This window comes from Sulfurimonas limnophila (genome assembly GCF_059705345.1).
Genome location: NZ_AP046127.1, coordinates 2,158,535 through 2,183,458 on the forward strand (window position 1 = coordinate 2,158,535; position 24,924 = coordinate 2,183,458).

Annotated in this window: 21 protein-coding genes; 13 read left to right on the forward strand and 8 right to left on the reverse strand. The window is 35.3% G+C overall.

Annotated elements, in window-relative coordinates:
* The 4 genes from recJ (at position 1) to AC6H33_RS11020 (ending at position 6,658) form a co-directional block, all read left to right on the forward strand.
* On the forward strand, positions 1–1,614 hold the full coding sequence (gene recJ / locus AC6H33_RS11005; protein WP_497604935.1) for a single-stranded-DNA-specific exonuclease RecJ: 1,614 nt from the start codon (positions 1–3) through the stop codon (positions 1,612–1,614).
* A gap of 245 nt (positions 1,615–1,859) precedes the next feature.
* A complete protein-coding gene (locus AC6H33_RS11010) occupies positions 1,860–3,335 on the forward strand; it encodes an NAD(P)/FAD-dependent oxidoreductase (RefSeq protein WP_497604936.1) in 1,476 nt (491 codons plus the stop codon).
* A gap of 122 nt (positions 3,336–3,457) precedes the next feature.
* The gene (locus AC6H33_RS11015) at positions 3,458–4,432 is read left to right on the forward strand and encodes an MBL fold metallo-hydrolase (protein WP_497604937.1); all 975 of its coding nucleotides are present in this window, start codon (positions 3,458–3,460) and stop codon (positions 4,430–4,432) included.
* 84 nt (positions 4,433–4,516) lie between these two features.
* Positions 4,517–6,658, forward strand: a complete 2,142-nt coding sequence (locus tag AC6H33_RS11020) for a WD40 repeat domain-containing protein (RefSeq protein WP_497604938.1) — start codon at positions 4,517–4,519, stop codon at positions 6,656–6,658.
* Here the strand turns inward: AC6H33_RS11020 and fliI are convergent.
* The 4 genes from fliI to rsmA form a co-directional block, all read right to left on the reverse strand.
* A complete protein-coding gene (fliI, locus tag AC6H33_RS11025) occupies positions 6,642–7,952 on the reverse strand; it encodes a flagellar protein export ATPase FliI (RefSeq protein WP_497604939.1) in 1,311 nt (436 codons plus the stop codon). The genes AC6H33_RS11020 and fliI overlap by 17 nt on opposite strands.
* A 27-nt stretch (positions 7,953–7,979) precedes the next feature.
* A complete protein-coding gene (folE, locus tag AC6H33_RS11030) occupies positions 7,980–8,519 on the reverse strand; it encodes a GTP cyclohydrolase I FolE (RefSeq protein WP_497605999.1) in 540 nt (179 codons plus the stop codon).
* A gap of 192 nt (positions 8,520–8,711) precedes the next feature.
* Positions 8,712–10,655 (reverse strand): ribonuclease J, encoded by a 1,944-nt coding sequence (locus AC6H33_RS11035; RefSeq protein WP_497604940.1) that lies wholly within the window; start codon positions 10,653–10,655, stop codon positions 8,712–8,714.
* Complete coding sequence (rsmA, locus tag AC6H33_RS11040) at positions 10,639–11,430, reverse strand: 16S rRNA (adenine(1518)-N(6)/adenine(1519)-N(6))-dimethyltransferase RsmA (RefSeq protein ID WP_497604941.1); 792 nt, start codon at positions 11,428–11,430, stop codon at positions 10,639–10,641. The genes AC6H33_RS11035 and rsmA overlap by 17 nt, the downstream gene beginning before the upstream one ends.
* A 200-nt stretch (positions 11,431–11,630) precedes the next feature.
* On the opposite strand from rsmA, the gene hisF reads away from it, so the two are divergent.
* From hisF to rlmN, 3 genes are read left to right on the forward strand one after another with little or no spacing between them, the layout of a single operon-like run.
* Complete coding sequence (hisF, locus tag AC6H33_RS11045; protein ID WP_497604942.1) at positions 11,631–12,389, forward strand: imidazole glycerol phosphate synthase subunit HisF; 759 nt, start codon at positions 11,631–11,633, stop codon at positions 12,387–12,389.
* Between the two features lie 9 nt (positions 12,390–12,398).
* A complete protein-coding gene (locus AC6H33_RS11050) occupies positions 12,399–12,944 on the forward strand; it encodes a phosphorylase family protein (RefSeq protein ID WP_497604943.1) in 546 nt (181 codons plus the stop codon).
* The gene (rlmN, locus tag AC6H33_RS11055; protein WP_497604944.1) at positions 12,941–14,011 is read left to right on the forward strand and encodes a dual-specificity RNA methyltransferase RlmN; all 1,071 of its coding nucleotides are present in this window, start codon (positions 12,941–12,943) and stop codon (positions 14,009–14,011) included. Before AC6H33_RS11050 ends, rlmN begins: the two co-directional genes overlap by 4 nt.
* 509 nt (positions 14,012–14,520) lie before the next feature.
* Here the strand turns inward: rlmN and AC6H33_RS11060 are convergent.
* Positions 14,521–15,426, reverse strand: a complete 906-nt coding sequence (locus tag AC6H33_RS11060; RefSeq protein WP_497606000.1) for an RluA family pseudouridine synthase — start codon at positions 15,424–15,426, stop codon at positions 14,521–14,523.
* Positions 15,427–15,517: 91 nt separating this feature from the next.
* On the opposite strand from AC6H33_RS11060, the gene purB reads away from it, so the two are divergent.
* The 6 genes from purB (at position 15,518) to AC6H33_RS11090 (ending at position 22,935) form a co-directional block, all read left to right on the forward strand.
* Positions 15,518–16,849 (forward strand): adenylosuccinate lyase, encoded by a 1,332-nt coding sequence (gene purB, locus AC6H33_RS11065; protein WP_497604945.1) that lies wholly within the window; start codon positions 15,518–15,520, stop codon positions 16,847–16,849.
* A 124-nt stretch (positions 16,850–16,973) separates the two neighbouring features.
* On the forward strand, positions 16,974–19,337 hold the full coding sequence (locus tag AC6H33_RS11070; protein ID WP_497606001.1) for a ribonucleoside-diphosphate reductase subunit alpha: 2,364 nt from the start codon (positions 16,974–16,976) through the stop codon (positions 19,335–19,337).
* Positions 19,319–19,708 (forward strand): hypothetical protein, encoded by a 390-nt coding sequence (locus tag AC6H33_RS11075; RefSeq protein ID WP_497604946.1) that lies wholly within the window; start codon positions 19,319–19,321, stop codon positions 19,706–19,708. Before AC6H33_RS11070 ends, AC6H33_RS11075 begins: the two co-directional genes overlap by 19 nt.
* 92 nt (positions 19,709–19,800) lie before the next feature.
* Positions 19,801–21,186 carry a Do family serine endopeptidase gene (locus AC6H33_RS11080; protein WP_497604947.1) on the forward strand — a complete coding sequence of 462 codons (1,386 nt, stop codon included), beginning with the start codon at positions 19,801–19,803 and terminating at the stop codon, positions 21,184–21,186.
* Between the two features lie 14 nt (positions 21,187–21,200).
* Entirely contained in the window at positions 21,201–21,623 is a 423-nt protein-coding gene (gene trxC, locus AC6H33_RS11085) for a thioredoxin TrxC (protein ID WP_497604948.1), read from the forward strand.
* Positions 21,624–21,657: 34 nt separating this feature from the next.
* On the forward strand, positions 21,658–22,935 hold the full coding sequence (locus tag AC6H33_RS11090) for a citrate synthase (protein ID WP_497604949.1): 1,278 nt from the start codon (positions 21,658–21,660) through the stop codon (positions 22,933–22,935).
* A 19-nt stretch (positions 22,936–22,954) separates the two neighbouring features.
* On the opposite strand, the gene ppnP is transcribed toward AC6H33_RS11090, so the two are convergent.
* From ppnP to ruvC, 3 genes are all read right to left on the reverse strand, one after another.
* The gene (gene ppnP / locus AC6H33_RS11095) at positions 22,955–23,266 is read right to left on the reverse strand and encodes a pyrimidine/purine nucleoside phosphorylase (RefSeq protein ID WP_497604950.1); all 312 of its coding nucleotides are present in this window, start codon (positions 23,264–23,266) and stop codon (positions 22,955–22,957) included.
* Positions 23,267–23,296: 30 nt separating this feature from the next.
* Positions 23,297–24,262 (reverse strand): DUF438 domain-containing protein, encoded by a 966-nt coding sequence (locus tag AC6H33_RS11100; protein WP_497604951.1) that lies wholly within the window; start codon positions 24,260–24,262, stop codon positions 23,297–23,299.
* Positions 24,263–24,343: 81 nt separating this feature from the next.
* On the reverse strand, positions 24,344–24,823 hold the full coding sequence (gene ruvC / locus AC6H33_RS11105) for a crossover junction endodeoxyribonuclease RuvC (protein ID WP_497604952.1): 480 nt from the start codon (positions 24,821–24,823) through the stop codon (positions 24,344–24,346).
* Positions 24,824–24,924: the final 101 nt, after the last annotated feature.

Here is a 24,924-nt window from a genome sequence, read left to right on the forward strand (position 1 = left end):
ATGTCTCTTTTTCTAAAGAAACTTCGTTTTGATGATGTTCCTACTCTTAGCAAAAGCTCTATCTTTGAACTTCTTAGCCAAAGATTTCAGAGCCAAGAGAAGAAGCTCTCTCACATCCCAGATCCATCACTTTTAAATGACGCGCCAAAAGCTGCAAAGAAAATAGCAGATGCCATAAGAGAGAAGAAAAAAATAACTCTTGTTGGAGATTATGATGTAGACGGTGTAAGTGCTACTGCTATCATGGTTGATTTTTTTAGACAAATTCCATACCCTCTTGAAGCCATTATACCAAACCGATTTAGCGATGGTTATGGTGTTAGCCCAAATGTTTTAAAACGTATAGATTCGGACTTAATAATAACTGTAGACAATGGAATAACAGCAATAGAAGCAGCAGATATTTGCGCACAAAGAGGCATCGAGTTAATCATTACAGACCATCATACACCACTTGACACTCTCCCTTGTGCCTATGCGATAGTAAATCCAAAACTCTCAACATGCAAATACCCATTTCAGGAGATATGCGGTGCTCAAGTTGCATGGCTACTTTTAGCACTGCTAAAAAAAGAGCTAGAGCTAAACATAGATATGAGAGCTTTTTTAGACATTCTTTGTATCGCAATAATCGCTGATATAATGCCTCTAACAGATATAAATAGACCTCTTGTAAAAGAGGGATTAAAAGTTTTAATGAGTTCAAACAGAGCCTCATCTATCATCATAAGAGACTTTTTAAATAAAAAAATTATCTCATCTGAAGATATAGCTTTTCAGATAGCACCTCGTATAAACTCAGCAGGAAGATTGGAAGATGCCTCAATTGCATTAAAATTTTTTACAGCGCAAACTATAAATGAAGCTTATGCACAGTTTGAGATTTTAAACTCACTAAATGAGTCAAGACGTGAACTTGAAGCAGAAGCAACAAAAGAGGCTCTAAGCGTTGCAAATGGAGATGACAAGGTTATAGTTGTAGCAAAAGAGCTGTGGCATGAAGGAGTTGTCGGAATAGTAGCAGCAAGAGTCGCAGAGTACTACTCAAGACCAACTATTGTTTTAAGTCTCGAGAATGGAGTTGCCAAAGGCAGTGCAAGAAGTATTGGAAATGTAAATATCCACAAGCTCATAGAGCAAAATTCTCACTACTTAACAAAATTTGGCGGTCACAAGATGGCGGCTGGATTGGCTCTTGAAGAGAAACATATAGAAGCATTCAGAGTTGCCATAAATGAGAGTGCTTCAAAACTAAACCCTGATGATTTTTTATCACTTGAAGCAGTGATGGGGGTAGTTCCCAGCGACCAGATAGACCTAGAACTTTTAACTCTGCTTGAGAGTTTTGAGCCATATGGTGAAGCAAATACACGCCCACTTTTCTTGATAAGAGATGCTTTAATAGTTGAAGTAAAAACTTTTGGAAAAGATGGCTCTCACTCAAAAGTAAAAATCAGACAGAAAAATGACGAAACCACTGCACTTGAGTTGATACAATTTAAAAAAGTTTTGACTCTATCGACTTCAGACAAACTTACATGTAGTTATCGAGTAGTTAAAAATGAGTTTAATTCTAAAATATCAGCACAACTTATAATAGATAAAATTTATTAAACAATTTATACCATAATTATAAAATATTGATATTTGATTTGTTATGTTAAAAAGAGTTATATTAATGTGATATTCGAGTAGCTTATTATAAATAAAATGAATAATTATTAATCTAAAAAATTAAGTAAAAAAATGATACATAAACAGATTTTATGGACTCAATCGTATATAAATATAGCATTTTTAAAACTTTCTTAAGCCACAAACTTGTAGAATTGACAACTCTATCATAAAAAGGAAAGTGCATGAAAAATAACAAGATCTTAGAAGAGATTTTAAACGAAGTTGATAAGCATCCAGAGATTATGTCTCGTCGTGACGCTCTTAAGTATTTAACGGTATCACCACTAGCTGCATCATTAATGGCGAGTGCTACTGTTGGCGCTGCAACTGCATCTGCATCTGCGGACGTTAAGGGTAAAATAGTAATACTTGGTGGTGGTTTAGCTGGTATGAGTACTGCTGCTCGCCTTAACAACACTATCTCAAACGCAGATATTACAGTAATTGAGCCAGATCCAATCTCTGTTTCATATCAACCAGGACAAACTTTAGTTGCGTCTGGTGTTTGGAAAATAGATGATATCGTTTATAAAAGAGACGATTTTGTTCCAAGTGGCGTTAAGCTAATCAAAGGAACTGTAACTTCAGTTGATCCTGAAAACAACAAAGTAGTTGTTGATGGAAGCCAAGAAGTATCTTATGATCAACTTATCGTTGCTGCTGGTGCAAACCTTAACTATGCTGCTATCCAAGGTATAGAAGGCGAAATTACATCTTCTGGAAAAGATAATGCAGCTACAAAACAGACTATCACAAAAAATGGTCTACACTCTCTATATTTCCAAGATGGTGCAGTAGCAACATGGGATGGTATTCAAGAACTTATTTCAAAAGCAAAAGCTCATACGGGTTCTGAAAAAATTCAAGCACTCTTTACTAACCCAAGAGGTGCTATCAAATGTGGTGGTGCTCCACTTAAAATCATGTATTTAACACATGCTCGTCTTGTAGAAGCTGGTGTTCGTGACAAAGTTGAACTTACTTTCAATACTAACAATGGCGCTTTATTTGGTATTCCAGATTATAACGCTCCAATTGTTAAACAATTTGAAACAAGAGGCTTTATAGCTAACTATAAGCATAACCTAGTAGCAGTAGATACAGCTACTAAAACAGCAACATTTAACAAATGGCGTATGGAAAAACAACAATTTGAAGATGAAATGGGTGAGCCAATTTTCAAAGAAGTTGAAGTTAGTGAGCCAGTTGAATTTAAATATGACTTTATGCACGTTGCTCCTCCGATGAAATCTCCAGATGTTGTAGGCAAATCAAAAATCGGCTCTGGTGGCTGGGTTGCTGTAAACAAAGAGACTCTTCAATCTTCATTCTTCCCTAATATTTGGGCAGTAGGCGATTGTGCTGGTGTTCCAATGGGTAAAACTGGTGGTTCAGCTCGTAAGCAATACAAAGTTATTGTTGAAAACGTAGTTGCAGCAATGGGTGCAAAAGAACTAACAGCTAAATATGATGGATACACTGTTTGTCCACTTATCACAGGTCTTGGTACTGTTATGCTTGCAGAGTTTAACTGGAGTAAAAAACCAACTCCTTCATTCCCTCTAGACCCAACTCAAGAGAGATGGATTATGTGGTTATTAAAAGTTTATCTTCTTAAGCCGATGACTATCCACGGTATGCTTTCAGGTAGAGCGTAACCAACCTTCTTCTTTTTTCCCTCATCTTGAGGGAAATTACTTCACATTCTTGCAATTTTAAATTAAAAAAAGTATAATTATTTTGTGATAATTTTATCAAAAAAATTAATTAGGAGATATCAATGAGAAAAATAAGTTTAATAATTGCAATGATTGTTACATTTTCTTTATCGTTACACGCATTTACATTAGGAAAGCTCGGTAATTTCGAGTTTAAAAAAGTTACTAAAAATGTATGGATTATGCATGGTCCTCCAATGAACCCAAGTGTTGAAAATGAGGGTTTTATGAACAATCCATCATTTGTAGAGGGTGAGCATGGAACTATCGTAATTGATCCAGGCGGAAACTACAATGTAGGTAAAAAGATTGTAGCTGAATATAAAAAAGCTACAAACAAACCTGTACTTGCTATCCTAAATACTCACAAGCATGGAGACCACTGGTTTGCTGGTAAAGCATTTCAAGAGGCATTTCCAGATGCACAGAGTTATGCGCACCCAAACATGATTAAAGCATCAAAAGATGGTGAAGCTAGAGTATGGTACAACATATTAGAAGGCCTATCTAAAAATCTAAAAGGCACTGACGGACCTTTTGCTTTCCCTACTAAAGTTTTAAAAGATGGTGATGTTCTTAAAATTGATGGACAAACTTTTAAAGTTTTTCATCCTGAACGTGCACATACTGATACAGACATCCTGATAGAACATACTGAGTCTAATACATTGTGGCTCGGCGATAACCTAATGGATTGTCGTCTTGGCGGTATGGATGAGAGTTCTAGTGTATTTGGAAATATCGAGCTTCTTGAAGATATACTTGCACAAAGAAAAGGTTACAAAAAATATGACCTTTATGTTCCAGGGCATGGTCCTTCAGGCGAAATGCATAAAACTATTGATCCGTTCTTAAACTATTTTAAAGTTGTTCTAAAATGGGCAAAAAAAGGTTATGCTGATGGCAAAGAGAGTTATGAAATTAAACCAGAAGTATCTGCCGAGTTAAAAGATTACCATGATTGGGATGAGTTTGATCGCCAAATGGGAAAACACCTAATGAAAGCTTACTCTGAAGTAGAAGCTAAAGATTTCTAAAAAATTAAGCCATTTTTATGGCTTAATTTAACTCTCTCACTCAATATTCAGTTCAAATACTACATATTTTATCTATAATATTTAATGCTTAAAATATATGAATGCCTAAGTGCAAAATCTGATATTGTTGCGCTTAAAGCCCTAGATGACTCATTTGTAGCTTACTGTACAAAACTTCATGGCATAAAAATATTTGATACTGATGGGTGTGATATTAAAAGAAGCATAGCTAATGGCTATCTTAATTCAACCGCTACCGCTTATGCTTTTAGCCCAAATTCTCAATACTTCTCATTTGCTGCCTCTACCTTTATATATATCATTGACATAGAGAGCAAAAATATAGTCCAATCGATTCAAACATACGATGAAGAGATAGAGATAATAAGCTTTGATCCCTCTTCAACGTATATAATTGCTGGAACAAAAAATGGAAGAGTCCTTCAGTATAGAGCAGATCAGACAAACTTGCTCTCAAGACTCTGCTCTTTTCCACACAAAAGAGAAGAGCTTGGTTCTAAAGCAAAAGAGTATACAAACTTTGTAAGTGCTTTTGCTTTTTATAAAAATCAGTTTGCATGCAGCGGATATGGTGGCGCTATTTTTATTATTGACATTAATACTCAAACAAATATAGATGTCCTAACACACAACAAAAGTCGCCTTGATGCTTTGTGCTTTTTAGATGAAAATAGACTAGTATGCGGAAACAGTGATGGCACTATCAGTATAGTGTTTCTAAATAATCCACATAATTATAAAATTATAAGAACCGCTATTACTGGCATACAACAGCTCATAATTATGTCAAACCCTGATTATCTTATGGTAGTTGGCAAATCAAAAACTATAATGATTATAGATACAAAAAACTATAAAATTACTCATAGTAACTATATAGAATTTGAATCTCAAGTACAAAGAGTGGATATTGTTAACGACAGCTCATTAATAGCTGCTCTTTATGATAACACGATAGTAAGTGTTGAGCTACCAGGCATCGCAAAACTAAAATCTCTTATTCTTCATAATTCACTAGAAAAAGCATTTGAGCTTATAGCAAAAGAGCCTATGTTACATGCTTCAAAAGAGCATAAAATGCTTGAAGAGAGATTTCAAACAAGTTACGAAAACGCAACAAAAGCACTTATTAACCAAAATATCGCCCTTGCTTCTCAAATCCTTGATGTCTATAAAAATGTAAAATCTAAACAACAAAAGATTAAAGAGCTCTTCGATGCTTTTAAAAATTATCTTAGATTTCAAGCTCTATTTTTAGAAAAAAAGTACCCTCTCGCTTATGCTATGTGCTCAAAATTTGAACCACTAAAAAATACACTTCAGTATCAAAAAATGGAGCAGGTATTTAAAATAGCCTTTTTAAATGCTCAAAGACATATTATGCAAAATAATATCCAAGGCGCGAAGGCACTGCTTAGCCAATACAGCACTGTGCTTTCAAAAAAACCTCTGATAAATCTACTTCTTACACAAAACAAAGAGTTCGTATCGCTTTTAAAAGCTATTCAAAAAAAAGACTTTAACACTATAAACCAACTAATAAGCATGAATGAACTCTTTAAAGAGATTCCAAACTATATTGCAATGAATAATCAAATAAGAGAGACTCTTGATGATGTACAGGCAGCTATAAAAAAAGGAAGCGTTGAAGATGCAAAAAAACTTCTTCTCTCTCTTGAGGGTATAGATAAAATTCAAGATGAACTAGAAGATCTTCATAAAAAATGCAGATATATGCAAGTTTTACAAAAAGCTTATGATGATAGTAATTTTATAGAGTGCTATGAAATTTTAGATTTGCATAAATATCTAAAAACAGTGGAGCTCGGGGTTCTTTTAGAAAATCACTGGTCAAAACTGATGCAAAAATGTGAAGAGTATGCTCTTAGCGGAAATATAAAATATATTAAAAAAACTCTTGGAGAGTTAATTTCTCTGCACAGCAGACGCAATAAAATTGGTGATTTATTAAGAGTCAGCTTTCATGTAAGAATCCAAAAACTTTTTGAGAAAAAAGATTTTAAAGGCTCAGAAGCAATCATCTATACCTATATAGATATTTTTGGGATAGATAGTGAAATAGCTCATTTGATGAAAGATTTTGAGAAGATTTCAACGCATAAACTTGCGATAACAGAGGTTCAATCACAAAGACCAAGAAGAGATAGCTGGAGAGATTTTGATATTATTATGAAAGATTCATAAGCCCTAAGAGCGTCTCTATTGATTCATTAAAATCACTCTGAGATGATGAGTTTTGCATCAAAAATTTCTCCATGTTACCCTTTTTACTAATAGCTTCATCAAGCTCAGGATCACTGCCTTTTGTGTAGGCACCTATTCTTATGAGAACTTCATTCTCTTTTAAAAGCGTGTATAAGCGTCTAAATTTTTGTACTGCCCTTAGGTGTTCTGGCGTGATTATATCGTTCATAACCCTTGAAGCAGAGTTTAGTATATGCACTGGAGGATAGATTCCAAAGTCTGTCATCTCACGAGATAAAACTATGTGTCCATCTAAGATAGAGCGTGACTGATCTGCGATGGGGTCTCCCATATCATCTCCCTCTATTAAAACTGTAAAAAATGCTGTTATAGAGCCTTTGCCCTCCTCTTTTCCAGCACGTTCCATTAGTTGTGGAAGCAGTGTTAGTGATGATGGCGGATACCCTTTTGAGGTTGGAGGTTCACCAAGCGCTAAACCTATCTCCCTTTGAGCCATAGCAAATCTAGTAACAGAGTCCATGATAAAGAGCACGTCCAAGCCTTGGTCTTTAAAAAATTCTGCAACGCTCATGGCAGCAAACGCCCCATACTTTCTCATAAGTGGCGAATCATCAGAAGTTGCCACTACTATAACTGTATTTTCTAGATTTCCGCCGAGATTTTTCTCAATAAACTCTGGAACTTCTCTACCACGCTCTCCAATAAGTGCTACAACCTTTATGGGAGCATTTGCACCACGCACAATCATTCCCATTAGAGTAGATTTTCCAACCCCACTCCCAGCAAAAATACCTAGTTTTTGACCTTTTCCACACGTTAAAAGCCCATCAATACTCTTTACGCCAACACTAAAAACTTCATCAATCATACCACGCTTCATAGCAGCAATTGGGGCTTTTATGATAGGAGAGAGTTTTGAACTGTTCACACTTCCTTTTCCATCAATTGGACGCATAAAAGGGTCTACAACACGCCCCAAAAGAGATGAGCTTACTGGTATGTTTAACCCTGTTTGATCTAAAAAAACTCTATCTCCTGAGCGAAATCCCTCAACAAAACTAAATGGCGTTATAAAAAAAGTAGACCCATCTATCTCTGTAACCATTCCGATGGTCTCTTGAGTGCTTTCGTTTGAGATAATTTTTACTATGTCGCTGATGCTCACACTAAGCCCGCGCGCAGTAATAACCGTTGCATTTATCTTGACAACTTCCCCAAATGCAACAGAGTATTTTTTATTTGAGATTTTATTTTTTATAAGTGAGAGAGGCATTAAATATCTCCCCGAATTGCTAAGCGCTTAATAACGTGAGCCATTAGGCGAATTTATCAAAGAGAAAAACTCACTTCTTGTTTTTTCATCTTTTTTAAATAATCCGCGAAGGGCTGAAGATGTAGTAGTTGAGTTGATTTTCTCAACCCCTCTCATCTCCATGCACATGTGTCTTGCCTGAACTACAACTGCTACACCTTTTGGCTTAATAGTATTCATAATAGCATCAGCAATCTGCTCTGTAAGTTGCTCTTGAATCTGCATACGACGAGCAAAAACATTAACAACACGAGGTATTTTTGATAATCCTACAACCTTGCCATCTGGAATATACGCTACATGCACACGCCCAATGATTGGCAGGAGATGATGCTCACACGTAGAGTAAAATTCAATATCTTTTAGAAGCACCATCTCATCATTTGAACTTGTAAAAAGAGCAGCGCTTAATATCTCTTCTGGGTCCTCTTTATAACCGCCGAAGATAAACTCGTAAGCCTTCTTAACCCTTTGAGGAGTTTTTAGAAGCCCTTCTCTGTCTGGATTTTCCCCGACATGAAGCATCATAGATTTTACTGCATCTTCAAATTGTATATCTTGTTTTTCTGACAAAACTATGCCTTTAGTATATTTTTTATAAGTGATAGAGTATCAAGAAATAGCTGAGAAAATGATGTATTTATAAATATGATTTTATTTATTGCGGAATAACTTTTAGAAGGCGCAACAGATACTAATATGTATCTGTTGCGTAGCTAATTACATCACAAAGATATGAGGAACAATTAGCGGGTATTTTTTCATTTTTCTATAGATATGCTTTCTAACAACTTGGCGGAGGTCATTTTCTAATGCTCTTGGGTTTTCGATAAGCCCCTCTTTTATGTTAGTTAAGAAAAGTTCTAAAACATCTTCCATCTCTTTGGCGAATGCTTTATCTTGCTTATCTGCTACAAGCCCAAATGATGTTACAAGTGGTTTAGATAGCATAGTAGAGTGTTGTCCATCTATCTGCGCAACTATCATAACGATACCATCAAGTGCAAGTTTTTGACGATCTATGACAATATCATCATCTATCTTATGATTATTTTGATTGTCAATATATGTTTTTCCTGTTCTTACAGTTTTTACTTTTCTCATATATTTTGGAGCAATTTCAACAGTATCACCATCGTTCATGATGTAGATATTTCTCTCTGGAACGCCACACATCATCGCTGTCTCTTTATGCTTCATAACATGGTTATACTCACCGTGGATTGGTAAAAAGAACTTAGGATTTACAAGACGCAGCATAAGCTTTTGCTCTTCTATAGAAGCATGTCCAGATACATGGATATCTCTATCATTTGCTACTTTTGCACCAGCACGTTGCAAGTGGTTAAGCATCCCTGAAATAGAGCCTTCATTACCTGGTATAGCACGAGATGAAAGAACAATCAAGTCAGTAGGTTTGATCTTTACATGTCTGTGTTCGCCTATTGACATTCTAAATAATGCAGAACTAGGCTCTCCTTGAGAACCTGTTGTAACAATCAAAATCTCTTTATCATTCATAGAAGCAATTTGTTCTGGTTCAACAAAAATATTTTTTGGAAGTTTTATATAGTCATACTGCATTGCAACTTCAATATTTCTCTCCATTGAACGTCCAATTACACAAACCTTTCTTCCATATTTAACGCCATACTGAATAGCTTGGTAAACACGGTGAATATTTGAACTAAATGTAGAGAGTATTACTCTTCCTTCAGCTTTTGAAAATACTCTATCAAGAGCAGGAGCAACACTTAGCTCTGAAGGAGTTGGAGCTGTATTGTAAGAGTTTGTAGAGTCACTTAAAAGACATAAAACTCCTTTATCTCCATAATAAGCAAGTCTATGTAAATCAGCTGTATAGCCATCAACTGGTGTATGATCTATCTTAAAGTCTCCAGTATGAATAACTGTTCCAGCACTTGTTGTAATTGCTAAAGAAGATGAATCAATGATAGAGTGTGTCATATGCATCCACTCTATCTCAAAATCATTACCTACTTTATATATTTTTCTCTTCTCAATAGGGTTAAAATATTGTTTAAACTCTTTTATATGATGCTCATCAAACTTACCTGCAATCATTGCAAGTGGAAGTGGAGAGCCATAAATTGGGAACTGCATCTCTTTAAAAAGGTACGGCATCGCACCGATATGGTCTTCGTGAGCGTGAGTTATAATTACCGCTTTAATCTTATCTTTTATCTCGCGAATATATGTAAAATCTGGTACTAATATATCAACACCGTGCATATCTTCATCTGGAAAACTCATACCAACGTCTACAAGTATCGCCTCATTTTGAGTCTCAAATATAGTTATATTTCCGCCGATTTCACCAAGTCCGCCTAGCGGGGTAATACGAATTTTTTCTTTTGAATTCAGATCTAATTTATAATGAGGATTCAGTCTCTGCTTGTGAGCTTCTTGATTAAGTTCTACAAATGCTCTAAGATTTTCATCGACTGGCAAACTTTGACGACGGCGCCCTTTTGAGCCACCTTTATTTTTATTAAAAGCATTTGCATTAGTTGCTGCTGCTGGTTTGTTGGCATTTTGGTTATTTGGCCTACTACTATCATTGTTATATTTTTTGTTATTGTTATATTGTTTACGATTTTCTTGAGAAGCGTCTTTTACGCTTTGTTCATTCTCTTGTTCCATCCAAACTCCTTGTTAATTTATAGAGTTGGTGATAGTCATTTGTAGAGACTTGATGGGGACGAATCGTTTGTGCAAGAGATAGCTTAAGAAAAGCTTCTTGAAGTATACTTTTTTCATACTTGGATGATAGATTTTTCATAAGAGTTTTTCTAGGCTGCGTAAATGCAACTCTAAGCATATCCTCGAAATCCTTATCGCTTCTATCACTATTTTTTTGTATTAAAAAAACAGCAGAATTAATTTTTGGCTGTGGCTCAAATGCACTTGGCGGAACTATCACAACTATATGTGCTTCTCCTACACTCTGAGTTATTACACTCAAAGAACCAAACACTCTATCACCTTCGTGAGCACAAAATTTTTCTGCTACCTCGAGCTGTACCATTACAAGTATGTTTTTACATTTTGGATCTGCGAGGGCTTTTAGAATTATGTTAGTCGCTATATAGTATGGCAAATTTGCCACCAAATCATACGACTCTTCTATAAGTTCACTCTTCCAAGCAGTGAGTACATCCCCACAATGTATGTGGAGCTGCTTGGTTGCGATCTCTTTTTCAAACTTAGTTTGTAACACTTTACACAAATCGGTATCGACCTCAAAAGCATCTACACTTTTGACATCTACTAAAAATTTAGTTAAATCACCTAAGCCAGGTCCAATCTCTACGATTTTATTATCGTTATTGGGCATCGCTTCGATTATTTTTCGTAAAACGCTCTCATCTTTTAAAAAATTCTGCCCGAATTTCTTTTTAGCTACTATGTTTTCCATTGGCTTGCATTTTATACTAATTTTGCTTATATTTAGTTAATTTTGTCGTAAAATTTATATATTTGCCATTTTCTTCTATTTTAGAACAAACTGCTCTATGTTTCACATGAAACATTTAACCTCTTTATGTATAACTTAATCAAAAAGTAAATATAAGGCAGGGGGTGTATAATTCCACTATATTATAAAAGGTGTAGCTCTTGAACTATTTTGCTAAAAGAATCATCCCATGTCTTGATGTAAAAGATGGACGCGTTGTTAAAGGTGTAAATTTTGTAGGACTTAAAGATGCTGGAGATCCAGTAGAAGTTGCAAAGCGATACAACCAAGAAGGCGCTGATGAAATCACTTTTTTAGACATTACTGCTTCAAGTGACAATCGTGATACTATAGTTGATATAGTTGCGCAAGTTGCTCGCGAGATTTTCATACCTCTTACTGTTGGTGGAGGAATAAGAAAACTAGAAGATATCTACAAACTTTTAAATGTTGGATGCGATAAGGTAAGTGTAAATTCTGCTGCTATACAAAGACCACAGCTTATAGATGAAGGTGCAAAAAGATTTGGCTCACAGTGTATTGTAACTGCAATAGACGTTAAAAAAACAGGCGATAGATATAATGTATATCTCAATGGCGGAAGAGTTGACACTGGTATTGATGCGGTTGAATGGGCAAAAGAAGTAGTAGAACGTGGAAGTGGAGAGATACTTTTAACTTCAATGGATGCTGATGGAACAAAAGCTGGATTTGAGCTAAACATAACCGAGCAAATCAGCAGGGCTGTAAATGTTCCTGTTATTGCAAGTGGTGGCGCTGGAACGATGGAACACATAAAAGATGCTTTTCTTCATGGTGCAGATGCGGCACTTGCTGCAACTATATTTCACTACAAAGAGATAGATATAATGGATTTGAAGCGTTACCTACATGATAATAATATTCCAGTTAGATTATAGGAGCAAGATATGATTATATGTGCTGGCAATAGTGAGACATTTGATTTTGCAACTCCGATGGGAGTAGGGCTTATTGAAATGACTATAAATCTAACAAGAGCCGCCCTTTTTGATAAACCTGAATTTTTACTCTTTGTAGGAAGCGCTGGAAGTTATGGCGAGCAAAATTTATTTGACATTGTAGAGTCGAAAACAGCAGCAAATATTGAGTTGGCGTTTTTAACTAATGATGCTTACACTCCTTTGGATAATGTTATATCTACTAACATAGACCAAACAAAAAGAGATGTTATAGTCAACTCATCAAACTATATTTCTACAAATAAAGAGCTAACAAACAAGTTTTTAAAGCTAGGTATAGGTATTGAAAATATGGAATTTTTTGCTGTTTTAAGTGTTGCAAAAGAGTTTGATATACCTGCTGGTGGAGTTTTTTGTATAACAAACTACACTAACAAAGATGCACATAGTGACTTTTTAAAAAATCACGAAGAGGCGAAAAAACTTCTAGAACTACATGTGAAAAAAAGAGTCAAGGAGCTAACAAAAAGATGAAACCATCACTACTTGATTTTACACTAAAAGAGCTACAAGCAAATATAAAACCATCATTTAGAGCAAAACAGATTTATGGCTGGCTGTATCACAACTATGCACAAAACTTTGATCAGATGAAAAATATTCCTCAAGTACTAAAAAATGAACTTGCAAAAAGCTATATAGTTGATCCTCTTAAAGTTGTAAAAAAAGAGATTTCAAACGATGGCACTATAAAGTATCTATTTGAACTTCAAGACGGAAAAACTATCGAAACAGTTTGGCTAAAGATGAAAGATGAGCTTAAAGACGAAGATGGAAATGTAACTCAAGAAGCAAAATATACAATCTGTGTCTCAACACAAGTTGGGTGTAAAGTTGGATGTGCTTTTTGTTTAACTGCCAAAGGTGGCTTTACAAGAGACCTTACTGCAGCAGAAATAGTCGCTCAAGTCGTAGCTCTAAAGAGAGACAACGACCATAAACATAACAGAATGATAAACATAGTCTATATGGGGATGGGCGAACCTCTTGATAATCTCGCAAATCTTTCACGTGCAATAGAGATTTTTAAGGAAGAAGAGGGCTTATGCATCTCTGGTAAAAGACAGACAGTATCTACAAGTGGTCTCAGCAATAAGATAGATAGACTTGGGGAGATGGATTTGGGCGTTCATATCGCTATATCTCTTCATGCTGTTGATGATGAGCTTAGAACCGAGCTAATACCTATGAATAAAGCGCACAACATCTCATCTATCATAGAAGCCGTAAAACGCTTTCCTATTGATACAAGAAAAAGAGTTATGTTTGAATATCTAGTTATAAAAGATAAAAATGATGATTTAGGCTCTGCAAAGAAGCTTGTCAAACTTCTTACAGGTATCAAGGCTAAAGTAAATCTTATCTATTTCAATCCTTATCCAGATACTCCATATGAGCGCCCACACAAAAGCGATATGATAGCATTTCAAGAGTATCTGATTAATCATGGACTTTTATGTACCATAAGAGACTCTAAGGGCATAGATATAAGTGCTGCATGTGGTCAGCTAAAAGAACAGACACAAAATGAGCTTAAATGAGTTATGTAGAGATATTTCAAATAGTTTTTTTGGTGATAGTGTTTTTAGTTGGGGTGATAGGATTTATAAAAGCTGCTACAAAGTAAAACTTCTTTAAAAAAAGTTACTTTCTTTAAAAAACAAGACTTCATTAAAAAAGAGTAAACGACCAACACACCAGGGAGGTCGTTTATGAATACAATCATACCTTACAATTATTAATAAAATCTCAAAAAAATACTTAAAAAATATTTCATTATAAAAAAAAGTTATTATTATTTATAAAATGAGTATTATTCACACATTGCTCTATTATGTGAACAATGCTAGAGCAACTACTCTATAAATTTTAAAATTTGTTACTGATTTAAGAATAAATTTATATAAATTCAGACTGAAACATAAAAAACAATATCTCTACTATACCCCATAAAGTAGGGCTTTTTAACGTTGTTATTATATGGTGTTATTAAAATAATCACAATGTCTCTAAAACATACAAAAGTTATTCACATATATATAAGTAAATTTTAAACTTTCATATTATCAAAACAGATTTCTTCAAAATTCACACTGCTTTTGATATTGTAGTTTTTTCCATAAAGTTCAAACTCTAACTCATTTGCATGTAGCAATAATCTTTTTGCACCACTTAGTTTAACTCTCTCATCTATAGGCAATTCTCTATCTAAATACTTAACTAAGCTCTCTTCACGCTGACCATAAACTGGGTCTCCAACTATGGGATGTTTCATGTGAAACATATGGACTCTTATCTGATGCTGTCTTCCAGTATGAGGAGAGCACTCTACTAATGTTGTATTTGTCTCAGAAAAATATTTTAATGGCTTTACAAACGTTAAAGACTCTTTACCGCCTGAATCAACTTTTACCACCATTCTAACAAGAGGGCTATTCTTATCATCGTATCTTAAAAGTGGAGCATCAATGCGGAGCTCTTCTTTTAGTTCACCATGAACCATTGCAAGATATTTTTTCTTCATATCTCGCTCTTGAAACATCATCTTTATATCTACTTCGCTCTTCTTATCCTTTGCACACAAAACAAGTCCGCTTGTCTCTTGATCTATCCTATGAGCTATGTTTGCATCCATTCCAAACTGAGCTTTTAACTCATCTATCAAAGAGTACTCAGTATGTCTGCTTTGAGGATGGATAAGCATTCCGCTTGGCTTATCAAAAACAACAAACCTCTCTTCTATCAAATGCGGAGTTAAACCTTTTGATATAGGTTTAAAATGTATAAACTCTACCTCACCCTCTAAATAGTCCGATGGTTTTGTTATCGGTATATTATTTACAAGGACTCTTCCTATCGCTATAAATCTTTGGATATCTCTTTGAGAAAGTGAAAGTTCTCTTTTTAGAAAAGTGAGGGCTCTCTCTTTTTCTGATGCAAATATTTTTTTAATCACAAATGGCAATATTTAATCCTTCTATTAGCGTATTTTTTGTAAAATGATTATCTTAACTTTACACAAATTTTACAATAATCAGGTTGAATAAATGATAGAGAGATACTCAAGAGAAGAGATGAGTTCTAAATGGACTATGCAAGCAAAATATCAAGCTTGGATGGATGTAGAAAAGGCGGTTGTTAAAGCTTGGAATAGATTGGGACTTATCCCAGATGAAGATGCTAAAAAGATAATTGACAATGCTGGTTTTAGCATTGAGAGAATTGATGAGATTGAAGCAGTAACTCGCCACGATTTAATAGCATTTACAACTAGCGTATCTGAAACTCTCGGAGAAGAGAGCAGATGGTTTCACTATGGTATGACAAGTTCGGATACAGTTGATACTGCAGTAGCACTTCAGATGAAAAGCTCTTTGGAGTTGGTTATAGAAGATGTGAAGATGATTATGGAATCTATCAAGAAGAGAGCGATGGAACATAAGATGACTTTGATGGTCGGACGTTCTCATGGTATCCATGGAGAACCAATAACATTTGGCCTTGTGTTAGCTGTTTGGTATGATGAGATGGCTAGACATTTAGAGAACCTTGAGCAAACACTTGTTGTTATAAGTGTTGGACAAGTTAGCGGGGCGATGGGTAACTTTGCTCACGCTCCACTAGAACTTGAAGAGTATACATGTGAAGAGCTAGGACTTAAACCTGCACCAGCTTCTAACCAAGTTATTCAAAGAGATAGATATGCAAGACTAGCAACTGCACTTGCATTAATGGCAAGTAGTATTGAGAAGTTTGCAGTACAAGTTCGTCACTGGCAAAGAACTGAAGTTTATGAGTGTGAAGAGTATTTTGCAAAAGGGCAAAAAGGCTCATCTGCAATGCCTCATAAACGCAACCCGATACTAACGGAAAATATAACAGGTCTTGCTAGAATGATAAGAGCTTATGCGATTCCCGCTATGGAAAATGTAGCACTTTGGCATGAGAGAGATATAAGTCACTCATCAACTGAGAGATTTTGGTTGCCTGATAGTTTTATAACAACTGACTTTATGTTACACCGTATGAATAACGTTATAGCGAACCTGACTGTTTACCCACAAAACATGATGAAAAATTTAAACCTAACAGGCGGGTTAGTATTTTCTCAAAGAGTTCTACTAGAGTTGCCACTTAAAGGTGTTAGCCGTGAAGATGCTTACCGCATAGTTCAAAGAAACGCTATGAAAGTTTGGGAAGAGATACAACAAGGCAAACCTACAACAAATGAAAAGGGTGAGAGTCTTTATCTAAATCATCTTTTAGCGGATGAAGAGTTGAGAGCATCTCTTAGCGAAGAGGCAATTCGTGAATGTTTTAATTATGACTATTACACCAAAAATGTAGAGAGAATTTTTGATAGAGTTTTTAGAAAATAAATGACATAATTGCGCTATTATTTGTTTAATGCAATTAAGAGTTTAGAATAAACATCAAAATTAAAATCGGCGCTAAGTATAATTATTTATAATAGCGCTCTCATATAGCTTAGGAAATTAAATGATAACAATTATAAAAAGAAACGGTAGAACTGAAAAGCTAGATATTTCTAAAATCCAAAAATATACTTCTGCGGCAGTTGAGAACTTAAGTAATGTATCTCAGAGTGAGTTAGAAGTTGATGCACAGATTCATTTTCGTGATGGAATTACATCTAAAGAGATACAACAGACTCTAATAAAAACTGCTGTTGACAAGATAGACATAGATGCTCCAAACTGGACATTTGTTGCATCGAGACTATTTTTATTCAATCTCTACCATGAAGTAAACGGATTTACTGGCTACTGCTCTTTAGAGAACTACTTTGAGAGAGGCGAAAAAGAAGGCAGACTTTTATATGGTTTAAAAGAGATGTATAACCTTGAAGAGTTAGAAAAGCATATAAAACCAGAGCGTGATATGCAGTTTAACTATCTTGGAGTTAAAACACTCTATGACAGATACCTTATAAAAGATAGAAGTGGCAACCCGATAGAACTTCCTCAACATATGTTTATGGCAATTGCTATGTTCTTGGCACAAAGAGAAGCCAAAAGAGAGGAGTGGGCAGTCAAGTTTTATAACATGATTTCTACTTTTGAAGTTATGTTAGCGACTCCGACTCTTAGTAATGCAAGAACAACTAGACATCAATTAAGCTCTTGTTATATAGGTTCAACTCCAGACAACATAGAGGGGATTTTTGACTCTTACGCTGAAATGGCGATGCTCTCAAAGTTTGGCGGGGGAATTGGCTGGGATTGGACAAACGTTCGTTCAATGGGTTCATACATAGATGGGCATAAAAATGCTGCTGGTGGAACTGTTCCATTTTTAAAAATCACTAACGACATTGCAGTCGCTGTTGATCAGTTGGGAACTAGAAAAGGTGCTATCGCTGTTTATATGGAGCCATGGCACATTGATATAAACGACTTTTTGGACTTAAAGAAAAACTCAGGTGAAGAGCGCCGCCGTGCCCATGACCTTTTCCCAGCACTTTGGTTAAATGATTTGTTCATGCAAAGAGTAGAAGAAGATGCGATTTGGACTCTTTTTGACCCATACGATTGTAGAGAACTCACAACTCTTCATGGGGAAGAGTTTAACAAAAAGTATAAAGAACTTGAAAAAAATGAGAGCATTATAAAAGAGAAATTAAAAGCTAAAAATCTTTGGAAAAAAATTCTTACCTCTTACTTTGAAACAGGTTCACCTTTCTTGTGTTTTAAAGATAACGCAAATAGAGCTAACCCTAACTCACACTCTGGGATTATTAGAAGCTCTAACCTTTGTACAGAGATTTTTCAAAACACAAACCCTAACCACTACAAGATAAAATTTATTTTTGAAAATGGTGATAGCGTTAGTTATGAAGAAGAAGAGATTATAGAGGTTGATAGTGGACTTAAAAAACCTGCTAAAAAAGTAACTGCACTTGATTCTATTGGTGGAAGAGAGATTTATGTAGTTGAGAAAGAGAAGATAAATGGCGACACAGCTGTTTGTAACTTGGCCTCTGTAAATCTATCACGCGTACACACAAAAGAAGATATTGACAGAATTGTACCTATTGCAATTCGCGCTCTTGATAACGTTATAGATTTAAACTTCTACCCTATAGAAAAAGTAAAACGTACTAACATGAAAACAAGAGCGATAGGTCTAGGTGTTATGGGCGAGGCTCAAATGTTAGCGCAACAAGGCATATCATGGGGCACAAAAGAGCACTTTGACAAGATTGATGAAGTTATGGAGAGTGTTAGTTTTAATGCCATCTCAGCCTCTAGTGACATCGCATTAGAAAAAGGCTCTTATAGTGAATATGAAGGCTCAAAATGGAGCAAAGGCATTATGCCAATGGATCATGCTACAGCTGAAGTTAAAAATTTAGTTGACCGTGGCGGACTTTTTGCTTCGGCTTATGAGTGGGAAGAGTTACGTTCAAAAGTTAAGAAGCAAGGTATGAGAAACGGCTATCTTATGGCAATCGCACCAACTAGCTCTATCTCTATACTAACTGGAACAACTCAAGCAATTGAACCTGTCTTTAAGAGAAAATGGTATGAAGAGAATCTATCTGGGCTTATACCAGTCGTTGTACCTGAACTATCTCCTGAAACTTGGGCGTACTATACTCCTGCGTATGATTTAAACCAAACTCTGTTAATAAAAGCAGCAGCTATTCGTCAAAAATGGTTAGATCAAGGACAGAGTTTAAATATCTTTATAACACTTGACAAGGCTAGTGGAAAGTACTTAAATGAAATCTATATGTTGGCTTGGAAGCTTGGTTTAAAATCTACATACTACTTACGTTCACAATCTCCAGAGATGGCAAGTGACGTTGAAGACAGAAGCATGGAGTGTGTAGGTTGTCAATAAATAACTTAGTACCTCTATCAAAAAGCTCTCTGGAGAGCTTTTTAAAGAGGTTTGATTATTTTAGAGACTCAGAGCTTCGACAAATAGAGATAATCTCTCCTAGCGTCATTAAAATTACTCTAGCAGCTCAAGATAGCGCTAGAGGATTTGACTGGATAACAGTTACATTTGAGTTCAGCGCAGTTAGTGATGCAAAAATTATTGAAAATTCGAAACTTACACATATAAATTTAGATGAAGGCATAACACTCCTTTATCAAGATGAGCTGTTTGCTTTTATGGTTGGGGCTTATAACAATCTCTCAGACGCACAAAGTTCAATCTGCTACGTAAAATCATCTTCACTAAAATATCAAGAGGGTTTATTCTAAAACCCTCATATTTACCTTTCGTTAGCCCTTCATTATCACTTCGTAAACCATTTAGTAATAACATATTAAGATTAAAAAACAAAGGATTAAAGGTGAAGAAGCTTTTTTTATTATCACTTATAGTAGCAACATCTCTTTGCGCTAAAGATGGTGTTGAGTTTAAATATGCGCCACAAATTACAGAGCGCCAATATCCAACGAGCCAAAATAAGATACTCTCTTATAACAATATTTTAGAGAATGTAAGAACAAGTATTGTAAATATCTCTATAAAAAAAGAGATAAGCGGTGCTGGATTAAATGCAAATCCGTTTTATAACGATCCATTCTTTAGAGAGTTTTTTAGAGGTTATGGGCAAGTTCCACAAGAGAGAATTGAACAATCACTTGGTTCTGGAGTTGTTGTCTCAAAAGATGGATACATTATCACAAACAACCATGTAGTAGATGGTGCCAATGAGATAATAGTAAGTATAGCTGGTGGTAAAAAAGAGTATGCTGCAAAACTTATCGGCAAAGATGAAAAGAGTGATTTGGCAATTATAAAAATTGAAGCAAAAGATTTAAATGCAATAACGTTTTTCAACTCAGATGAGGTAAAAGTCGGTGACGTTGTTTTTGCACTTGGAAACCCTTTTGGAGTAGGCGAGACAATTACACAGGGAATAGTATCTGCAACTGGCAGAAGCGGTATGGGCATAGTCGAATATGAGGATTTTATACAGACTGATGCTTCTATAAATCCTGGAAATTCTGGTGGCGCACTTATAAACTCTGCAGGACAGTTAATAGGTATCAACTCTGCGATTATCTCAAAATCAGGCGGAAATGTAGGCATCGGGTTTGCAATTCCCTCCAACATGGTAACAATGGTCGCAACAAGCCTTATAGATAATGGAAAATATACAAGAGCATATCTTGGAGTAAATATCTCGGATATAGACAGCGACATGAGCACTCTTTATAACAACAACTACGGAGCGTTGATAACAGGAGTTGAAGAGAATTCACCAGCAGCAAAAGCAGCTCTAAAAAGAGGAGATTTAATTATCGCCATTGATGATAAAAAAATTACAAGTGCAAGTGAGTTAAAAAACACAGTTGGCGCATTTGCTCCATCAAAAGAGGTGAGCGTAAAGTACTTAAGAGATAAAAAAATACTCACTACAAAAGTAGCTCTTGGTACAAATGAGAAAAGTATCACTAATGGAGAGCTTGAGTACAAAGGCTTAAAACTAGGTCTATTAAACAAAATGCAAAAAGAGCAAAAAAGCATCTCAGCAAATGGTGTTTTTGTCATTGACGTAGATGAAAAAAGTGAAGCTTTTAAAGCTGGAATAAGAAAAAATGACTTGATTATACAGATAGAAAACAGTGAAATTTCAACTTTGGAGGAGTTTAAAAAAGCAACAGACTCTAAAGAGAAAAAGAGAATCTTTCTATACAGACAAGGCATAATATTTGCCGTTGCACTATAAAAAAGGAGAGATAGATGAGAGTAGTTTGTCCACATTGTAAAAGTGTAAATAATATTCCACAAAAAGATAGTTATACAAAAGCAAATTGCGGAAAATGTAAAGAGTCACTTCTTAATACAAAACCCATAGAGTTAACAACTGTTAACTTTGACGAAATCATCGTAAATAGCGATATTCCAGTGGTAGTTGATTTTTGGGCTCCTTGGTGTGGTCCATGTAAAATGATGGCTCCAAACTTTGAAAAAAGCGCTAAAAATTTTCCGCTCAAAGCTCTTTTTGTCAAAGTAAATACTGAAAATGAGCAAAATCTTGGAGCTAGATTTGGGATACGAAGTATCCCAACCATCATTGTTTTTAAAAATGCCAAAGAAGTTCACAGAGTCTCAGGCGCACTTGATGAGAGCGCCCTAAATAGATTAGTTGCACAATTTATATAGTATAATTATTTTTGATAACTATAAAAGGGTAAATATGAGCAGAGATACAGTAACACTAACAAACAATCGTGATGGTAAAAGTTATGAATTTCCTATACTTGACGCAACTGTAGGACCTTCTGTTATAGATATATCAACTCTGTATAAAGAGACTAACATGTTCACATATGATGAGGGTTATACTTCAACTGCGTCATGCAAATCTGATATAACATATATCGATGGGGAAGCTGGAAAGCTCATGTACAGGGGCTATGATATAGCATACCTAGCAAAAGAGAAGAGCTTTTTAGACAGTGCTTATCTGCTAATAAATGGGGAATTACCATCAAAAGAGGAGCTAGAAAATTTCGCTTTTGAGATGAAAAAACGCTCTTTTGTGCATGAGGGAATAAAAAAACTCTTTGACTCTTTTCCAGATTCAGCACACCCAATGGCAATACTCTCAGCTGGAGTCTCAGCACTTTCTACTTTTTATTTTGACCATTTAAATATAAAAAATAAAGAAGAGTATTGTGAAATGGCAAACAGAATTGTTGCCAAAATCCCAACTTTAGCAGCATTTTCGTATAGATACTCAAACGGACTGCCTATAATATACCCAGATATGAACAAAGGTTTTACCGAAAACTTTCTCTATATGTTAAGAGCTTATCCTCATAGCTATGTTGAGCTAAAACCTATCGAGATAAAAGCACTTGACACTATATTTACCCTTCATGCAGACCATGAACAAAATGCCTCAACCACAGCTGTTAGAAATTTAGCTTCAACTAACGCTCATCCTTATGCAGCTATAAGTGCTGGAATAGGCGCACTTTGGGGTAGAAGCCACGGCGGAGCTAACGAGAGTGTTATACGTCAACTAGAGATGATAGGAAGTGTTGATAGAGTAGATGAGTTTATAGCCCGTGCAAAAGATAAAGAGGACTCATTCAAGCTTATGGGATTTGGGCACCGTGTTTACAAAAACTTTGATCCACGTGCAACAATTCTCAAGAATCTTCGCAATAAACTCGTAGAAGAGCTAGGCATTAGCAGTGAGCTCATAGAAGTTGCCAACAAGATAGAGCAGATTGCACTAAGTGATGAGTATTTTATCAGTCGAAATCTATATCCAAACATTGACTTCTACTCAGGACTCATACTTCAAGCACTAAAAATTCCAAAAGAGATGTTTGCTGTTATTTTTGTTATAGGCAGAACACCTGGATGGATAGCACAGTGGAGTGAATTAAATCAACAAAAAACTGTAAAAATTGCAAGACCTAGACAACTATACAGAGGCCCGATAGAGAGAACTCCAAAGTAGTATTACTTTGGAATTTGAGTTATTTTATATACGAACAGCAGTAATCAGTAACTGTTTTGATTTTTAGATCAAATGATGAATTTGCAGGAACGTTAAAACTCTCAGGTGTAGATAGAGTTTTCCAATCTTCGCCAGGAAGTCTGATATCAAGCTCTCCAACCATCATCTCCATAATCTCGGCTTCAGCAGTATTAAAAGTATACTCACCTGGCATCATGATTCCAAGAGTTTTTCTCGTACCATCAGCAAACTCAACCGTTCTGCTAGTAACTTTTCCGTTATCATAAATATTTGCTTTTTTTACAACTGTAACATTTTCAAATTTTGACATCTTTTTTCCTTAATTTTTTAAAATTATACCCTATTCCCAATCTAGGAGTCTTTGTTGACCCTCTAAACCTCTGATGTGAGTAACATCTTGAGAAACCTCTATAACGCCTTTATAAGCACCCTCATCGTCTCTAATAGCAAAATAACGAATGTGAATAAATTTCCCTTTAAACGTTATCCAAAACTCAGCTTCATCTCTGCGACCTGCTTTAAACTCTCGCAAAATCATTAAAACCTGATCAACACTCTTTGGAGGATGGCAAAACTTTACTTCACGGCCGATAATTCCTGCACTTCTTGGAAATACTCTATCATCCCCGCGGTTATAAAAGATAACAATATCGTTTTCATCAACGTAAGTTATATCAACAGGCATAAATTTCAAAAGCCAATTAATCTGCTCAGGTAACATGTAGCCTTCATCTAACTTGATTCTATCCTCAAGTGAAAATGGCAGTTTTCGCTTTTGCTTATCTTGTGAAGGATGAATATATTCGCCTTCTACATGTGGAGGATATGCTGCTGGTGCTTGATCGAACATCCAACCTATCTCTTCATCTCCAGCTCTCATCTCTTTCCAGTCATCTTCATCTAACATATTCATTGCATTTGGAAGAAGTCTTCCCTCTTCAACTTGCATGATATGTTCTAAATTTCTAAAAACAACTTGTAGCTGTTGCATCAATGCGCTCATGTTTTTCTCTTGCACTAACGCTCTTGCAGTTTTAATCTCCGCTCTTATATCATCATGAAATGCCCACATACCTTGTGATGGTGATGTCCAACCATATTTTTCCAAATATGGAAAAAGTTGATTCTCTTTTCTTGCAAAGTGCTTTTCCACCAAGCAAAGCTTGTTAAATTTATCTTCAAACTCTGCAAAATTCTCTACTATATTTATACTATTGATACTTCCAATGAGTCCTCTCATCAGCATATTTTCTTCCAGATAAACTTTTACTGGATGTCCATCTGGCAAATTAACATATGAATTCATAATACTTGTTCCTTGAATTTTTAATTATGAAAATTATAACGTTTTAAAAAATTCTCTCTTTGATTTATAACAAGATGGGAGTTATTGAAGTTTTAGCCTAACTCTTTGTGAATGTGTTATAGCAACTGCTATTGCGTCCGTTATATCAAGCGGTTTTATCTCTTTTTTGATATTTAAGAGTCTCTTTGCCATAAACGCAACCTGCTCTTTTGTGGCTTTTCCATTTCCTGTTAATGCTTTTTTTACTTGAAGTGCAGTATATTCGCTAAATTGTCCAAACTGCTGAATTAACATAAGCATAATTGCACCACGAAATTGTGCTAGTTTTATAGTTGTTTTTGGATTGTGTGCATAAAAAATATCTTCAATTGCCACTTCATCTATTTTGTGACTCTTAAATATCCCCTCAAAAGCTTCAACCATCTGTGGAATCTGAAACTGCAACTCTTCTGCTTTAATTTTTATAAGTCCAGCTTCAATAAGTGCTATCTTTCCTTTATCTAAAGAGATAAGAGCGTAACCCATTTTTCTAGTTCCTGGGTCTATTCCTAAGATTGTCATGCTTCTTCTTTCACATATAAACTATACGCTATTCACATAGTTTTAACTTTGTTTATGGGAATTATAGCTACTATTCACATAATATAAATAAAAGGCGTTAT

Bases quoted from the DNA above. Each gene is read 5' to 3' on its own strand.
- recJ (WP_497604935.1), top strand. From the start codon at position 1: ATGTCTCTTTTTCTAAAGAAACTTCGTTTTGATGATGTTCCTACTCTT.
- AC6H33_RS11010 (WP_497604936.1), top strand. From the start codon at position 1,860: ATGAAAAATAACAAGATCTTAGAAGAGATTTTAAACGAAGTTGATAAG.
- AC6H33_RS11015 (WP_497604937.1), top strand. From the start codon at position 3,458: ATGAGAAAAATAAGTTTAATAATTGCAATGATTGTTACATTTTCTTTA.
- AC6H33_RS11020 (WP_497604938.1), top strand. From the start codon at position 4,517: ATGCTTAAAATATATGAATGCCTAAGTGCAAAATCTGATATTGTTGCG.
- fliI (WP_497604939.1), bottom strand. From the start codon at position 7,952: ATGCCTCTCTCACTTATAAAAAATAAAATCTCAAATAAAAAATACTCT.
- folE (WP_497605999.1), bottom strand. From the start codon at position 8,519: ATGATGCTTCATGTCGGGGAAAATCCAGACAGAGAAGGGCTTCTAAAA.
- AC6H33_RS11035 (WP_497604940.1), bottom strand. From the start codon at position 10,655: ATGGAACAAGAGAATGAACAAAGCGTAAAAGACGCTTCTCAAGAAAAT.
- rsmA (WP_497604941.1), bottom strand. From the start codon at position 11,430: ATGGAAAACATAGTAGCTAAAAAGAAATTCGGGCAGAATTTTTTAAAA.
- AC6H33_RS11050 (WP_497604943.1), top strand. From the start codon at position 12,399: ATGATTATATGTGCTGGCAATAGTGAGACATTTGATTTTGCAACTCCG.
- rlmN (WP_497604944.1), top strand. From the start codon at position 12,941: ATGAAACCATCACTACTTGATTTTACACTAAAAGAGCTACAAGCAAAT.
- purB (WP_497604945.1), top strand. From the start codon at position 15,518: ATGATAGAGAGATACTCAAGAGAAGAGATGAGTTCTAAATGGACTATG.
- trxC (WP_497604948.1), top strand. From the start codon at position 21,201: ATGAGAGTAGTTTGTCCACATTGTAAAAGTGTAAATAATATTCCACAA.
- AC6H33_RS11090 (WP_497604949.1), top strand. From the start codon at position 21,658: ATGAGCAGAGATACAGTAACACTAACAAACAATCGTGATGGTAAAAGT.
- ppnP (WP_497604950.1), bottom strand. From the start codon at position 23,266: ATGTCAAAATTTGAAAATGTTACAGTTGTAAAAAAAGCAAATATTTAT.
- AC6H33_RS11100 (WP_497604951.1), bottom strand. From the start codon at position 24,262: ATGAATTCATATGTTAATTTGCCAGATGGACATCCAGTAAAAGTTTAT.
- ruvC (WP_497604952.1), bottom strand. From the start codon at position 24,823: ATGACAATCTTAGGAATAGACCCAGGAACTAGAAAAATGGGTTACGCT.